General features: G+C 70.7%; 11 protein-coding genes. 4 read left to right on the top strand and 7 right to left on the bottom strand.

What is annotated here, in order from left to right:
• Window positions 1–105: 105 nt before the first annotated feature.
• Window positions 106–807 (bottom strand): pseudouridine synthase, encoded by a 702-nt coding sequence (locus MYL53_RS03685; protein ID WP_247852064.1) that lies wholly within the window; start codon window positions 805–807, stop codon window positions 106–108.
• Window positions 807–1,622: an amidohydrolase gene (locus MYL53_RS03680; protein WP_247852063.1), complete on the bottom strand. Its 816-nt coding sequence runs from the start codon at window positions 1,620–1,622 to the stop codon at window positions 807–809. Before MYL53_RS03680 ends, MYL53_RS03685 begins: the two co-directional genes overlap by 1 nt.
• 122 nt (window positions 1,623–1,744) lie before the next feature.
• Between MYL53_RS03680 and rarD the strand changes: the two genes are divergently transcribed.
• Window positions 1,745–2,650, top strand: coding sequence for an EamA family transporter RarD (gene rarD / locus MYL53_RS03675; protein WP_247852062.1), 906 nt, complete (start codon window positions 1,745–1,747; stop codon window positions 2,648–2,650).
• On the opposite strand, the gene MYL53_RS03670 is transcribed toward rarD, so the two are convergent.
• Complete coding sequence (locus tag MYL53_RS03670; protein WP_247852061.1) at window positions 2,633–5,071, bottom strand: EAL domain-containing protein; 2,439 nt, start codon at window positions 5,069–5,071, stop codon at window positions 2,633–2,635. The genes rarD and MYL53_RS03670 overlap by 18 nt on opposite strands.
• A 130-nt stretch (window positions 5,072–5,201) precedes the next feature.
• On the opposite strand from MYL53_RS03670, the gene MYL53_RS03665 reads away from it, so the two are divergent.
• From MYL53_RS03665 to MYL53_RS03655, 3 genes are all read left to right on the top strand, one after another.
• The gene (locus tag MYL53_RS03665; protein ID WP_247852060.1) at window positions 5,202–6,347 is read left to right on the top strand and encodes an NAD(P)/FAD-dependent oxidoreductase; all 1,146 of its coding nucleotides are present in this window, start codon (window positions 5,202–5,204) and stop codon (window positions 6,345–6,347) included.
• A gap of 75 nt (window positions 6,348–6,422) precedes the next feature.
• Complete coding sequence (gene csiR, locus MYL53_RS03660; protein WP_247852059.1) at window positions 6,423–7,109, top strand: DNA-binding transcriptional regulator CsiR; 687 nt, start codon at window positions 6,423–6,425, stop codon at window positions 7,107–7,109.
• Window positions 7,110–7,233: 124 nt separating this feature from the next.
• Window positions 7,234–7,452 carry a hypothetical protein gene (locus tag MYL53_RS03655; protein WP_247852058.1) on the top strand — a complete coding sequence of 73 codons (219 nt, stop codon included), beginning with the start codon at window positions 7,234–7,236 and terminating at the stop codon, window positions 7,450–7,452.
• A 33-nt stretch (window positions 7,453–7,485) separates the two neighbouring features.
• Here MYL53_RS03655 and MYL53_RS03650 read toward each other — a convergent pair whose 3' ends face one another.
• Genes MYL53_RS03650 through MYL53_RS03635 form a run of 4 tightly spaced genes read right to left on the bottom strand, consistent with a single transcriptional unit; the run spans window position 7,486 to window position 13,971 of the window.
• Window positions 7,486–8,370: a DUF7281 domain-containing protein gene (locus tag MYL53_RS03650; protein ID WP_247852057.1), complete on the bottom strand. Its 885-nt coding sequence runs from the start codon at window positions 8,368–8,370 to the stop codon at window positions 7,486–7,488.
• Window positions 8,367–9,626: a hypothetical protein gene (locus tag MYL53_RS03645; RefSeq protein ID WP_247852056.1), complete on the bottom strand. Its 1,260-nt coding sequence runs from the start codon at window positions 9,624–9,626 to the stop codon at window positions 8,367–8,369. The genes MYL53_RS03650 and MYL53_RS03645 overlap by 4 nt, the downstream gene beginning before the upstream one ends.
• A complete protein-coding gene (locus MYL53_RS03640; RefSeq protein ID WP_345740353.1) occupies window positions 9,623–10,249 on the bottom strand; it encodes a condensin complex protein MksE in 627 nt (208 codons plus the stop codon). Before MYL53_RS03640 ends, MYL53_RS03645 begins: the two co-directional genes overlap by 4 nt.
• 41 nt (window positions 10,250–10,290) lie before the next feature.
• Entirely contained in the window at window positions 10,291–13,971 is a 3,681-nt protein-coding gene (locus MYL53_RS03635) for an ATP-binding protein (RefSeq protein WP_247852054.1), read from the bottom strand.
• Between the last annotated feature and the right edge of the window lie 299 nt (window positions 13,972–14,270).

Raw genomic sequence — 14,270 nt, 5'->3', positions numbered from 1 at the left:
AGAAAGATAACGGTATAAAATCGATGTGACAGGGGCCTTGAAACGCGCCCGGGCCACGATGCGTATCGTGGCCCGGGCGGTCGACAGGCGGCAGGGAGGCGCCGCTCAGAACAGCGCCACTTCCTCGGCGCTCAGCTCGCGCCATTCCCCCGGCGCCAGCTCGGGATCCAGCGTCAGCGCGCCGACCGATTCGCGGTGCAACGCCTCGACGTGGTTGCCGATGGCGGCGAACATGCGCCGCACCTGGTGGTAGCGGCCCTCGTGGACCGTCAGCCGCGCGTGCAGCGGGTCGAGGGGCTCCAGCTCGGCGGGCCGGGTCGGCGCCTCGTCGCCTTCGAGCTCGATGCCCTCGGCGAAGGCCGCCACCGCGCGCTCGGCCTCGGCGCCCTCCAGCGGCCGCGCCAGGGTCGCCAGATAGACCTTGGCACAGCCGCGCTTCGGCGAGGTCACCCGATGCGACCACTGGCCATCGTCGCTGAGCAGCAGCAGGCCGGTGGTCTCCACGTCGAGGCGCCCCACCGTCTGCAGCCGCTCTGCCTTGGGCAGGTCGATCAGATCCATCGCGCGCGGATAGAGGCCGCGTCGCGCCGTGCACTCCACGCCCTCGGGCTTGTGCAGCATCACGTAGCGCAGCCCGACCCGCTCGAGCCGCTGGCCGTTCCAGGTGACGCGGTCGTCGGCCGCGAGATGGCGCGCGGCCTTCTTCTCGCGCTCGCCGTTGACCTCGACCTCGCCGCGCAGCAGCGCGCGCTTGGCCAGGCTGCGAGTCATCTCGGTGCTCTCGGAGAGAAATCGATCCAGTCGCATCAGGCACCCACCCCGTCGGCCAGGCCGAAGTGGTCGGCGTCTCGCCAGGCCGGAAACTTCTCGCGGAAGGCCTGCAGCTCGTCCAGCGACAGGGTGCCGGTCTTGACGAAGGCCACATCGCGGGGCTCGTCGATCAGCGGCTCGCCCTTGGCATCCACCAGCATCGAATCGCCAGCGTAGGGCAGGCCCTTGGCGTCCTCGCCGACGCGGTTGACGCCGATCACCGGGCACAGGTTCTCGACCGCCCGGGCCTGCAGCAGCACCCGCCAGGGATGGCGACGCGGCGCCGGCCAGTTGGCCACGCACAGCAGGGCATCGTATTCGAAGTGCTCGCCCTCGGCGGGCTGCTGGCGCAGCCACACCGGGAAGCGCAGGTCGTAGCAGACGCTGAGCAGGATGCGGAAGCCCTTGAGCTCGACGATCACCCGCTCGTGCCCCATGGCATAGCGCTCGTGCTCGCCGGCCATGCGGAACAGGTGGCGCTTGTCGTAGTGCACCAGGCTGCCGTCGGGACGCGCCCAGATCAGGCGATTGTAGCAGTCCCCGTCTTCCACCACCGCCACGCTGCCGGTCACCACGCAGCCGCGCTTCACCGCCTGGTCGCGCAGCCAGGTCACGGTGGCGCTCTCGGCCATGGGCTCGGCCATCTCGCGGGAATTCATGGTGAAGCCGGTGGCGAACATCTCCGGCAGCACGATCAGGTCCGTGTCATCGCCGTCGAGCTCGCCCAGCGAGGCCCCCAGCATCCGGCAGTTCGCCTCGGGATCTTCCCAGCGCAGGTCGGCCTGCACCAGGGTCGTTCTGAGTTCGCTCATCGAGGACTCCCTTCGTGGATCGGACAGCCCCCATAGCCTAAACGAGAGCGCCCGACGACGCAGCCGTCACGCAACGGTCCGGCCCATGATAGGCTGTCGCTTTATTGATTAGGAAAGTAAAGATGTCAGCGACAGACCGCGATAACGGGGCCGCCCAGGGAGTGGGCTATGGCCTCGCCGCCTATCTGATGTGGGGCTGTTTCCCGCTGTTCTTCGCCCTCTTCGACGATGTGCCCGCCTACGAGATCCTGGTGCATCGGGTGCTGTGGTCGTGCGTGTTCCTGGCCGGGATGGCGACCGTGCTGCGCCGCTGGCAGCCGGTGCGCGCGGCGCTGTCCCGGCCGCGCCGCCTGGGCCGGGTACTGGCCTGTGCGGTGCTGATCGCCGCCAACTGGGGGCTGTACATCTACGCCGTGGAGACTCATCGGGTGCTGCAGGCGAGCCTCGGCTACTATCTCACGCCGCTGATCAACATCGCGCTGGGCATGCTGGTGCTGCGCGAACGCATGAGCCGGGTGCAGGGCCTGGCGGTGGGCCTGGCCGCCGCGGGCATCGCGCTGCAGGTGGTGCTGCTGGGCACCCTGCCCTGGATCAGCCTGGTGCTGGCGCTGAGCTTCGGCACCTACGGGCTGCTGCGCAAGCAGGTGCCCCTGGACGGCCTCTCGGGGCTGCTGGTCGAGACCCTGCTGCTGCTGCCGCTGGGCCTGGTGGCGCTGGGTGCGCTCGGTCAGGCCGGGCTGTCGCACTTCCTCGGTGACTCACGCACCACGCTGCTGCTGGTGGCCTGCGGAGTGGTGACCGCCCTGCCGCTGCTGGCCTTCGCCGGCGCCGCGCGCCGCCTGCGCCTGTCCACTCTGGGCTTTCTGATGTATCTCAACCCCAGCATGCAGTTCCTGATCGCGCTGTTCGTGTTCGGCGAGCCGCTGGAACCGACCCAGCTCGCCACCTTCGTGCTGATCTGGATCGGCCTCGCGCTCTACAGCGTGTCGGCCTGGCAACGGCGCGCGCCCTCAGCGGCCCGTTCCTGAGGGGCAGCACTGGCCATAGCGCGTCAGGAACGCCTCGGATTCGCAGGGCCGCCCCAGGTAATAGCCCTGCAGCAGCTGCACCTCCAGCGACGTCAGCCAGCTCAGCTGGGCCTCGGTCTCCACCCCCTCGGCGACGATTTCCAGGCCCAGCTGGTAACAGAATTGCACCATCGCCTCGTAGGCCTCGACCGCCCGCGCATGCCGACCGGCCGCCTCGAGCAGCTCTCGGTCGAGCTTGACCGCATCGAACGGTAGCCGCTGCAGCAGCCGAAAGGCGGTATAGCCGGTGCCGAAATCGTCCAGCGAGAGACGCACCCCGAGGCGACGCAGCTCGATCATCGCCGCCTCCAGGCGCGGCAGCTCGCCGAAATCGGCGTGCTCGGTGATTTCGATCTCGAGACACGCCGCCGGCAGCGCGTGGCGCATGAGGGCGGCCCCCAGCGACGCCGCGAAGCCGTCATCCTCGAAGGTCGCCAGACCGACGTTGATCGACAGCCGGAAGTCGTCGTCCAGGACCCGGCGATGACGACCGAGCCAGGCGATGGCCTCGTCCGCGACCCAATGATCCAGCCGTCGCGTCAGCCCCAGACTCTCGGCCACCGGCAGGAACTCGCCCGGGGAGATCTCGCCGAACTCGGGATGTCGCCAGCGCAGCAGCACCTCGGCCCCCTTGAGGCGGTGCCCTCGAGGCTCGACCTGGGGCTGGAAGACCAGCCGCCACTGCGACTCCGGCGCCTCGATCATGGCCTCGAGCGCCTCGGCCAGATGCCGGAAGCGGGTCGCCGAGACGGGCTTGCGCGACGTCACGCGCCGCAGGGGCTGCTGCCAGCCCTGCTGTTCGAGCTGTCCCACGCCCTCGTCCAGGGCATCGCGGCACTGGGCGATATCGGTGCCGCGACCGTCCAGCAGCAGCAGGCTGGCGTGCCAGCTCAGCCGCTGGCCGCCATCGGGCACCCGCCGGCTCAGACGTGCCAGGACGCTATCGACGTACGTCTCGACGTCCTCGGCCCGGGCGGCGGCGGGCGCCCAGCCCAGCAGGTTCATGCCCGTCCCGGCGTAAAGCCGCCAGTCGTCGGGCAGCGCCTCGCGAACGGCCGGCAGCTGCTCGCGCAGCATCGACTGGGCCGCGGTCAGCCCGAAGCGCTCACGCGCCTCGCGCAGCTGGGGCGAGGCGAGCTCGAACAGGCAGCCCGCTCGCACCGGGGCATCGGCCTCCCATAGCTGCTGGCTGGGCAGGCCACTGGCCTGATCGATCATCAGCCGACGCTGGCGCCGCGCCATCCGACGGCGTGACCAGCCCATGACCAGCAGCCCGCAGGTCATCGCGCCGCCGCCACCGACGCCGGCCCACAGCAGCATCGAGCGCTGCCCCTCCACCTGCTGCATGGCATCGTTCACACCGACCCATTCGATGGAGGCCGCCAGCGGGGCCGGCACCCGAGCATGCCAACGGGCATCGAGCACCTGGCGCCCGCCGCTGACCACCTGACGTGCCGGCTGATGGGCAAAGGCCGGGCTCAGCAGCGTCTCGATGGCCAGGGTCGCCACGCGCCGGGTATCCAGCAGCACCCCACCGGCACAGCCAAGCTCGAGCTGATACGGCAGATGGCAGAACACCGGCACGCCCGCCGCATCCAGCTCGTCGAGCCAACCGCGACGCGCCGGATTCAGGTCGCCGTTTCCCGTGGTCTGGCCCTCGACCACGTACACCCGGGTATCGTCCGGCAGCGTCTTCAGCGCATCGCGCACCGTGGCGGGCGTCCAGTGCCACAGCACGTCGGCCAGCCGCCCGGATGGAGACGCCTCCAGGCGCGATACGAAGGCTCGGGTCAGGTCGCGCCCGACCGGCGTGTCGTCCCCCAGCACCAGCCAGGACGGCGGCCCGCCGAACGCCTGCGAGAGAAACGCCAGCGACGACTCGGCCACTTCGGTGGTATCGATGCGCTTGATGCCGGCGGCTCGGGCGCGGCGCTGAAGCGCCGGATCGTTGATGCCGATCGCTACCACCCGCGACGACTGGCGCCAGGCCGCCGGGTGGGTCATGTAGAAGCGCAGCGCGGCATCGTCGATCAGCAGCAGGCGATCGCTCGGCGCCACCGCGTGGCGCCCCTCGAGCCGCGCCTGCTGCAGCGAAAACGCCTGCTCCGTGCCGAGGCGACGTGCATCCAGGTAGTCGACGTCAAGCGCCGGCACGCCCAGGCGCTTGGCGGCCTCGTCGAGGCGCGCCAGCAGCTCGTCGGCCCACAGGTTACCGCGGTGATAGGAGGCAATCACCTGGATGCGCGATACCTCGGCGTCCGACGGGGGATCCTCGGCCGCGCTCGCCGTCGCGGCCGACAGCGGCGCCGTGGCGATCACGAGCCCCGCCAGGCGGCGCCTTAGCACGATCTTGAGCTGCTGTCTCCGACCTCGTACCCGCATCTGGGAATTCGACTCGTTAAGTTTCGGATCCCATATGAGCCCTTTGCCATGCCGGTCGTCAACCGCCAGTCAGCGCGTTGGACAACGACGTCTCGTCGCGCGGCGCTCGCCGTTTCGCTACGCTCGCTTCATGAGCCCGTCTTCCTCCACCGAGGCGCCGCTGCTGCTGGTCGGCGCCGGGCATGCCAATCTGCACCTGATCGACCAGCGACATCGCCTGCCCATGCCGCGCGTCGTGCTGCTCGATCCCGGCGGCTTCTGGTATTCCGGCATGGCCGGCGGCGTGCTGGGCGGCCAGTACGCGCCCGCCGCGGATCGCCTCGATCCCATGGCGCTGGCCCACCGCCGCGGCGTCGAGGCCCTGCGCGGTCGGCTGACGGGCCTCGATCTCGAGCGTCACGAGGCGCAGCTGGACGACGGCCGTCGCCTGGCGGTGTCGGCCGTCTCGCTCAATCTCGGCTCGACGGTGATCCCGCCGCCCGCCCATCCCGAGGGCCCAAGCGTGTGGGCGGTCAAGCCGATTCCCCGACTGGTGGCACTGCGACGGCGACTGGAGCGCGACTTCGCGGCGGGAAAGCGTCCTCGCCTGCTGGTGGCCGGCGGCGGCGCCAGCGGCGTCGAGGTGGCCTGCCAGCTGCGCGCCCTGGCCGACCGCCATGGCCTCGACCCGACCATTCGCCTGCTGACCCGGGCGCCGGAGCTGCTACCCGGCGCCCCTCGGGGCGCGGTGCGCTGGCTGCACCGCCGCCTCGTCCGGCGTCGCATCGAGGTCGCGACCGGCCTCGCGCTGGTCGGCCACCTGCCGGGCGGCGTCATGGCGACCCCGCCCGGGCAGCCGCCGGGGGAAGACAACGCGCGCTTCTTCGCCGCCGACCACGTGATTCACGCCGTGGGACTCACCCCGCCGCCGGTGATCGAGCGGCTCGGCCTGCCGACGATTGCCGGCCGCGGCCTGACAGTCACCGACTGCCTGCAGAGCCCGGCGGCGTCATGGGTATTCGCCGCCGGCGACTGCGCCGCCCTCCTCGAGCACGAACTGCCACGGCTCGGCGTCTACGGCGTGCGACAGGCGCCGGTGCTGCGGAACAACCTGGCCGCCTGGTGGCAGGGCGAGGCACTGCGCCCCTATCGGCCCCAGCGCCGGGCGCTGTCGATCCTCGACCTGGGCCACGGCCAGGCGCTGGCGATTCGCGGCGGTGCCTGGTGGGGCGGACGCCTGGCCTGGCATTGGAAACGCCATCTCGACACGCGCTTCCTGGCCGGCTATCGCGGCTGAGCGCGCCCGAAGCGGATTCTCGGCGGCCGCCTCGATCGGGTATCATGACCGGCCATCACAGGGAACGGCAGCACCATGGACAGCACGCCCCGACAGAACCTCGGCATCAGCGCCTACCGCTGGCTCAAGCAGGACATCATCCGCGGCCTCTATCCGCCCGGGGAGAAGCTGCTGATGAGCCGGCTGAAGGAACGCTACGACCTCGGCATCGGCCCGCTGCGCGAGGCGCTGTCACAGCTGGTGGCCGAACGGCTGGTGGTGGCGATCAGCCAGCGCGGCTACCGGGTCGCGCCGATGTCGCGCGAGGAGCTGGCCGACCTCTACGACGCCCGCGCCCAGCTGGAAGGCCTGGTGCTGGAGCTGGCCATCGAGCGTGGCGACGACGCCTGGGAGGCCGACGTGCTGGCCAAGGCCCATACCCTGGCCAAGGTGATGGAGGTGCACAATGCCGAGGAGATGCTCGACGTCTGGGACAGCCGCCACAAGGCCTTCCACACCGCCATCGCCGCCGGCTGCGGCTCGCCGCATCTGATGCAGTTGCGCCAGAGCCTGTTCGACCAGGTCGAGCGCTACCGTCATCTGTGGCTGCAGGAGACGGTGTTCTCCGACGAGGCCCTGGAGCGCAAGCGCCAGGAGCACGCCGCCCTGGTCGACGCCATCCTGGCCCGCGACACCGAGCGCGCCCGGGCCATGATGCGCGAGCATCTGATGACGCCGGTGCCGATCATCGTCGACGTGATGGAGCGCCGCGGCTTGTCGTGAGCCGCGTGAGCCGCGGCGGGGTATCCGCCATCGAGGCCGAATTCGCAACGCCGATGTCGTTTTCCGTCATGGGCCTGTCATGGCCCGGTGAGAGACTCCGAGTATCCACTCAGGAGGATCCGCCATGCCCCTTCCGCATCTGCTGCACCTGACCCGCGACCAGTCGCTGCGCCTGGAGCGCCTCGCCGAGCGCTGCGGCCTGCCCCGACAGGAACTGCTCGAGCGCCTGGTGGCCGAAGGCCTCGCCAATCTGGAAAGCGAGCTGATGATCGAAGGTGCCGGTCTACGCCGCGCCGAGCGCAGCATCGACCAGCTGCTGCGCGAGAGCGGCCTGGGCGCCTGAGTCGGCGCCGGGGCGAGCACGTGGCAGGGCCGCCTAGGCCGGGCCGCGAAGGGCCAGCGTCACGCACGGCGCCATGAACCACTGCTGCTTCAGCCCGCGCTGCTCGTCGAGCAGCAGCGCGAGATACCCGCGCAGCGGATGGGTCTCGGGCAGCGTAGCGCGATGCCGCCGCAGCCACTCCCGATACGGCTCCTGGCTCGCCGGCACATGAGCGGCCGTGGCATGCTGCCGTAGCCACACCAGCGGCGGCAGCAGCAGCTCGGTCGCACCGCTTGCGAGCGCGATATCGAGCCCCTTGAGGTCGAAGTCGCCGGCGTAGGCATGCGGCCGGCCGGAAGCCGACCAGGCCCCGGCCAGCCGGGCGAAGCCGCCGCCGTAGTGGCGGTCGCCGCGATAGACCACCAGCGGCCTTTGATACGCCGACAACGCCGGGAGATGGGCCGTGAAGGCGTAGAAGCTGTCGAGGTTCTCGACCTGCACCAGCGCGTCGAAGGCGTCGAGCGTGATGGTACGCCAGTCGACATCCAGGCATTCCCTCACCCCGCTGGCGATGCCCGGACGGGATGCACCAGCCGGCAGGCTGACCAGTACCCGCGATTCCCGCGGCGCCTCGCGCACGCTCTTCGCTTCCTGCTGGCCATGCTCGGCCTGTTCGGCGGTGGTCAGCCCGCTCAGCTCGGCCACCAGCGGCGGCTGCCCCTGCACCTCGAGCTCGGCGTCGATGGCCTCCAGCAGCTCGCGATCGAGTCGCAGCCGGACACGATTCAGGCGCGCCCCGGGCTCGATGTCCCAGCCCCGGCACCAGGCGACGATCTCCGCCACCGCCTTGCCCCGCGTCTTGTCGACGTACGGCTCGAGGCGCAGCTTGCCGGCCGCGTCGCGCAGCACCCGCCGCGCCGACGCCGAGAGCGCCGTCATGCGCGCTCCGCACGCGCGGGAGCGAGCTGAAGGCTGACATCATGGATCAGCCGCACATCGTTGAAGGCGGCCGCCCGGCTCTCCCGCTGGCGCAGCCGGAAGGCGGCCTGCTCGCGGCGCGGCAGGCCCTGGAACTCGGCCAGCACCTGGAACAGCCAGATCTCCTCGCCCCAGTCGAGCTCGCCCGCCTCGAGGTACTCGAGCGCGCTCTGCGGCGCGCCGTCACCCTCGACCACCGACAGGTAGAAGCGCTCGACGTCTTCCCTCAGTGCCTGCTGGCGGGCGGCGACCAGTGAATCCTCGTGACGCTCGACGGCCACGGCGGCGGCGACGGGCTCCGGCGCCGCGGCGGGCCGCGGCAGGTCGTGCAGCAGCTCGGTGACGACCCGGGCATCCGGGGCATGATCGAGCGCCACCGCGCCGGCGGCGGTCAGCGGGGCGGCGCGGTTGACCAGCGCCGGCACCTCGCTGCGCCGGGCATAGTTGCCGGGCACGAAGCCGGGATGCTCGCGCAGGAAGGCCGCCATGCCGGCCACCAGGCGGCTGCGCGACTGCTGCTGGCGGAAGCGCGCCATCAGCTCGATCAGCCGCCGCTGCACCTCGCGCAGGCTGGTGTAGTGCTGGCTCAGGCGATGCTGGAGCTGGCTGACCAGCAGCTTGCGCAGCGCTCCGTCGGCGCCCACCAGATCGATCAGCTCGTCGAAGTCGATCAGCGCCAGGCCGTCGAGCAGTCGCACGATCTGCTTCTGCGCGCGGTCGTTCTCGCGGATCTTGTCGGCCAGCCGGCTGACGAAGCCGAAGTCACTGTTGAGGCGCCGCCACAGGCTGTCGATGGCGTCGGCGAAGCGGCCGTCGAGGTCGTCCACCGCCTGGCGCAGGCGCAGCAGCTGCTGTTCCTGACGCCAGTACTCGGCGCCGTCGCGGGCCTCGCGATAGCTCTGCACCAGGCCGCGCATCAGCTCCAGCGTCTCGGCCACATCGGCGTTGACGTGGCGGCGGGTCTCGTCGGCCAGCATCTCGGCGATCAGCTCGCGCACCTTGGGCGCGAGCTTGACGCCGGCCTGCTCGTCGGGCCGCCACAGGATGCGCGCCGACAGCAGTCGATTCAGCGCGGTGGTAGACAGGCCCTCCAGCGGCACCTCGTCGCGCACGTAGCCGGCCATCAGCGCCTCGGCGTGCTTGCCGAGCAGCGCCAGCCGCTCGGCGCCGGTGCCGAGCAGGCGGTTGTCCAGGGCATCCGAGTCGCTCGTACTCACAGCAGCCGCTCCTGGGCCTCCGGGGCCTGGTCGTCGACGGGCAGCTGCTCCTCGTCGCGGATGAAGCGCACCAGCTCGATCAGATAGTCGATCTTGGCGGTGGCAATGAAATAGTGGCGGTCGGCGTGGGGCTGACGCAGGTAGCCGCGCTCGCGCAGGCGCTTGAAGACTTGCTTGATCTGAGCGTCGAGCTGCTCGCTCTGGGAGCCGAAGAACGGATCGGTGGCCAGGCGCTCGAGGCGCTCGCGCAGCCCCTGGTTGTCCTCGCAGCGCGAGCTGAAGTCGGCCGGCTTGAGCACGTCGCCGGGCGACACCGGGCCGTCGCGGCCGAGCGCCTCCTGCACCAGCTGCAGCCATTCGAGCATCGGCAGCAGGCTGCCGACGGTCTCCGCCAGCTGACGGGAGAGCTGGTCGCGGGCGCCTTCGTCGAGCTGGCGCCAGGCCAGGAAATAGACGCTGCCCTCGTCGTTGGTCGCCAGGCGCCGGTTGAGCGGGCGCAGGTAGGCGTCGAGGCGCTCGCGGGTCGCCTCGTCCTGCAGGCGGCGGAAGGCCGCGTCGTCGCTGACCGCGCAGAGGAAATCGCCGGCCAGCAGGCGCTCGAGCAGCGGGCCCAGCTCGACCATGGACCGCTCCGTCATCGGACTCTCTGACATCATGTCCTCGCTCATGCCGATGCCTCCTGACGGTCGTTGTGGCGGTCCTGCAGGCGCTGGGCCAGGCGGCTCAGGCGCGGTTCGATGCGCTTGAGCCGGCGCTTGTCGGGCGCGGCCTCGTCGCGGTCGATCAGATAGCGGTGCTGGAACAGCATCAGCACGTCGGATTCCGGGTTGGGGAAGGCACCGACGATATGGATGCGGTTGTTGTCGCAGGCGTCGAACAGCTTCTCGACGTTGTGATACGCCAGGGTGCCGATCTCGTCGATGGGCCAGTGCACGGCCACCTCGGCCGGGCCGCGCAGCAGCCGGGTGAAGGCCAGCAGGAACTTGCACAGGATCAGGTAGGCCATGCCGTGGCTGGAGGACTCCAGCAGCTGGCGGTCGTTCTTGATCACCAGGTCGGCGCCGCCCTCGTTGAGGTGCAGCTCCAGGCGCAGCAGGCTCTCGACGCTGTACTGCTGGTCGCTGCGCAACAGCTCCACCACGTCGCCCAGGGCGTCGAGATAGTCGTCGTCCGGCAGCGTGCGGCCGCCGTCGCGCCACTCGCGGTAGCGCTGGGCGAAGCGCTTGAGCGGCTCCCAGAAGCCCAGCTCGTCGATGGTCGACTGGATCTTCACCTCGGCCTTGCCGATGCCCTCGAGTCTCAGGTCGTCGGCCACCTCGTCGGAGAGACGCCGGCTCTGGGCGTTGATGCGCCGGTTGAGGTCGCGGAACACGGTGAAGAACTTGTCGAGATCGTCGCCGAGATTGCGCCCTTCCTGCAGCAGCTGCTGCTGTTGCCCCTCGAGCAGCTGCAGCATGTCGGCGAGCACCGTCAGCAGGCGGCGCGGGCCGGGGTCCTCGAGCTTGGCGCGCTCGGCCTCCAGGGTGTCCTGGAAGTCGGCGCTGGCGCCCTTGATCAGGTCCGCCTCGATCCTCTCGCAGCCGCGGCGCAGCGCGTCGAGAGCGCGGGCGTGGTCGGCCAGCGCCTGGCGAGCGCGCTCGATGCGCTCGTCGACGTCCCCCGGCGCCTCGCCGCGGGGCTCGCTGGCCGGCGCCAGCGACAGCCCCTCCAGGGTGTCGAGCAGCGGCGCCAGGGTCTCGACCAGCGCCTGCGCGGCCTCGCGGCGGCGCTTGAGCTCGCCGACGGCGGCCCGATGCTCGGCCCGGTCGGCGTCGAAGGCGTCCTTGAGCGTCCTGCGCTCGCGTTCGGCGGCCTGCTGGGCCTGGCTCAGCTCCGCTTCCCGGGCCACCAGCCGCGGCTTGCGCTCGCCCCAGTAGAGGCGCATGAAGCGAGCGTAGGCGTCGAGCTCGTCGCGTCGCGCTTCGGTGTCGTGGATGCGCTGGCCCAGGTCCTCGATCTTCGCCCGGGTCTCGCGGACCTTGACCGGGTCGACGCCGCGGTCGGCCAGCTCGCGATCGAAGGCGGCCTCGAGCTCCTCACGCTGGCGGCGATGGTCGTCCCGGATCTCGCCGAGCTGGCGGCGATACTGCTCGATCTGGCGATCGACGCCGTCCAGCTGGCCCTGGTGATCGGCGGTAAGCTCCATGCGCTGGGCGCGGTGGGTCTCGTCCAGCGTCGCCAGCGCCTGATCGCGTTCCTCGCGCAGCGCCTGCTGCACCGCCTCCTGCTCCTCGAGGGCCTGACGTCGGCTCGACTGACGTTCCTGCTGGGCCTGCTGATGACGCAGCTGGCACTGGCTGCGGGCCTGCAGGGCGTAGTCCACCTCTTCCGCGGCGCGGCGCTTCTCGCCGCCCGCCCGCTCGAGACGCGCGTCGGCCTCCTGCACCCTGTCGTGACCGGCCTTGAGGGCCTTCTCGGCGTCCTGCTCCGCCGCCCGGGCATCGCCCAGCGCCTGTTCGGCCGCAGCGATCTCGGCCTGCAGGCCGGCCTCGTCCTGGGCATGGTCGGGCAGCGCGATGGCCGCCAGATCGAGGGCCAGGCCGTGGAGGTCGTCGCTGGCGTCATCGTTGAGCTGGGGGGCGAGGTCACGCCGTTCGAGCAGCGCCGGCGCCAGCACCTTGCCCAGGGTCTGCTCCCAGCCGGGACGGTGGTGGCGCAGGAAGTGGCGCAGGCTGCCCTGGGCCGGGTCGCGCTGTACCTCCAACGCCTCGAGACGGGCCTCGGCCCGGGCACGCTGCTGGCAGACCCGGTCGAGCTCGCGCTCGGCGTCATCGCGGGCGCGCCTGTGGCCGTCGAGCTCGCCGCGCAGGCCGTCGAGGGTGGCGGCAACGGCGTCCTGGGCGCTTCTGGCCTCGTCGACGCGCAGCTGGGCCCGCTCGGCCTCGCGAGCCTCGTCCTCGGTCTGGGTGCCGTGGGCGAGCTCGGCCTTGAGCTCGGAGAGGCGCGCGGTGAGCTGCTCGAGGCGCCCGCGGTAGTCGCCGTCCAGCGCCTGGCGGCGGGTCTGGTAGTCGGCGTCGAGGCGGCTCTCGGCCTCGCGCTGGCTCTCGCGGCGGGCGTCCTTCTCCTCGCCGAGGGCGTCGATCCGGGCCTGGAGCTCGTCGCGGCGACGCTCGAGCTGATCGCCGAGCTCCACCAGCCGCGCTTCCAGACGGGCCTTGCTTTCCTGCACCGCCTGCTGCATGAACTCGAGGTGGTCGCGCAGGCCCTGCTGCTGCTCGCGCCACTGGGGCAGCGCCTTCAGGTCCCGCTCCAGGCCGGGCATGTCGGCCTCCTCGAAGGCCTCGAAGCGGCGCTGGAGATCATCGAGCTCGGCACGGGTCTGCTCGAGCTCGCTGCCCATCTCGCTGAGGCGGTCGTTGACGTCCTGTCGCGCCTGCTCGTAGCCCTGCTCGCGGGCCTGGAAGTCGCGCTGGCGCTCGCCGATCTGCGCCTCCAGATCGGCCCGATCGCGCTCGGCGCTAGCGCGGTCGGCCTCGAGCTGGGGACGCAGCTGCCACAGGCCGGCCTCCAGGTCGGCGAGCTCGCGATCCTGGCGCTGCAGGTCCGAAAGGGCCTTCTGCAGCGGTTCGAGGCGCATCGACTGGCGCATGCGGGCGATCCACTCCCGCGCCTTGGTGTTACGGATGCGGGTCATCGGCAGCTCGACGCCGTCTTCCTCGAAGATCGCCGCCAGCATGGTCTTGAGGGTGTCCATCTTGCCCTCCTTGGCGTGCACCGCCGAGACCAGCTTCTCCATGTGGCGGATGCGTCGCCCGGCGCGCACCAGGCTGAAGCGGGCGGCGACCTGGCGCAGCTTCAGGCCCTCGCGACGGCCGCCGCCGCTGCCGTGCTGGGTGAAGTCGTTCTGGATCACCGCGCGGTATTCCGAGGTGGCGCCGAGCTTGTGCGACACCGGGGTGCCCTGGCGGCGCAGCCCCTGGTTCCACTGGGCGTAGTCGAGAGCGACCACGCCGCCCTCGGTCTCGACCAGATAGTCCTCTGGGCGATAGGGCGCGCCGACGAAGCGATACTCGACGCCGCCCTCGCCCTTGCGGGTGAGCACCGCCTGGCAGACGTCGCCTTCCTCGCGGCGATATTCGTAGACCAGGTAGCTGTTGCGATGCGGCAGGTAGAAGGCATCGAACTTGCGTCGGGTCTTGGGCACCACCCGGTTGGGCAGCTCCCCGTAGAAGACCGGCACCAGGCGCTGCAGGGTGGTCTTCCCCGAGGCGTTGGTGCCGCAGATGTTGGTGTGGCCATCGACATCCAGTTCGACCACCCCCTCGAGATGACCGTGGATCATCACGATGCGTAACAGCTGAGCCATGCGGCGTCCTTGATCTTTGCTGACAGTCGCGAGCGCCGGAACATATGGGGCGACGCCGAGGGCAAGCCTTCGCGAGGACGCGGTGAACCCGTCCCTGGGCGCTTCTTTTGACGTCCCTGGTCAAAAGAACCTCGCTCCGCCTTGCCCCCGGCCCCCGATGTCCTGCTAACAGAAGGCGCTCCAAGGCCGCCTATCTTGCCAGATCGCCGCGACAAGCTCATGGCATGAACAGGCGTTAGTCTCGGCCTCGACTCCAGGCCGCCACGTCGACAGGTCTTCGAGGGGCGCTGTGAACCCAT

It is taken from the genome of Halomonas getboli (assembly GCF_023094245.1).
Taxonomy (GTDB): domain Bacteria; phylum Pseudomonadota; class Gammaproteobacteria; order Pseudomonadales; family Halomonadaceae; genus Halomonas; species Halomonas getboli.
This window is presented reverse-complemented; position numbering and strand designations above follow the sequence as displayed.

What these genes read in the sequence shown, in the direction of transcription:
- MYL53_RS03685 (WP_247852064.1), bottom strand. Translation starts at nt 807, where the DNA reads ATGCGACTGGATCGATTTCTCTCCGAGAGCACCGAGATGACTCGCAGC.
- MYL53_RS03680 (WP_247852063.1), bottom strand. Translation starts at nt 1,622, where the DNA reads ATGAGCGAACTCAGAACGACCCTGGTGCAGGCCGACCTGCGCTGGGAA.
- rarD (WP_247852062.1), top strand. Translation starts at nt 1,745, where the DNA reads ATGTCAGCGACAGACCGCGATAACGGGGCCGCCCAGGGAGTGGGCTAT.
- MYL53_RS03670 (WP_247852061.1), bottom strand. Translation starts at nt 5,071, where the DNA reads ATGCGGGTACGAGGTCGGAGACAGCAGCTCAAGATCGTGCTAAGGCGC.
- MYL53_RS03665 (WP_247852060.1), top strand. Translation starts at nt 5,202, where the DNA reads ATGAGCCCGTCTTCCTCCACCGAGGCGCCGCTGCTGCTGGTCGGCGCC.
- csiR (WP_247852059.1), top strand. Translation starts at nt 6,423, where the DNA reads ATGGACAGCACGCCCCGACAGAACCTCGGCATCAGCGCCTACCGCTGG.
- MYL53_RS03655 (WP_247852058.1), top strand. Translation starts at nt 7,234, where the DNA reads ATGCCCCTTCCGCATCTGCTGCACCTGACCCGCGACCAGTCGCTGCGC.
- MYL53_RS03650 (WP_247852057.1), bottom strand. Translation starts at nt 8,370, where the DNA reads ATGACGGCGCTCTCGGCGTCGGCGCGGCGGGTGCTGCGCGACGCGGCC.
- MYL53_RS03640 (WP_345740353.1), bottom strand. Translation starts at nt 10,249, where the DNA reads ATGGTCGAGCTGGGCCCGCTGCTCGAGCGCCTGCTGGCCGGCGATTTC.
- MYL53_RS03635 (WP_247852054.1), bottom strand. Translation starts at nt 13,971, where the DNA reads ATGGCTCAGCTGTTACGCATCGTGATGATCCACGGTCATCTCGAGGGG.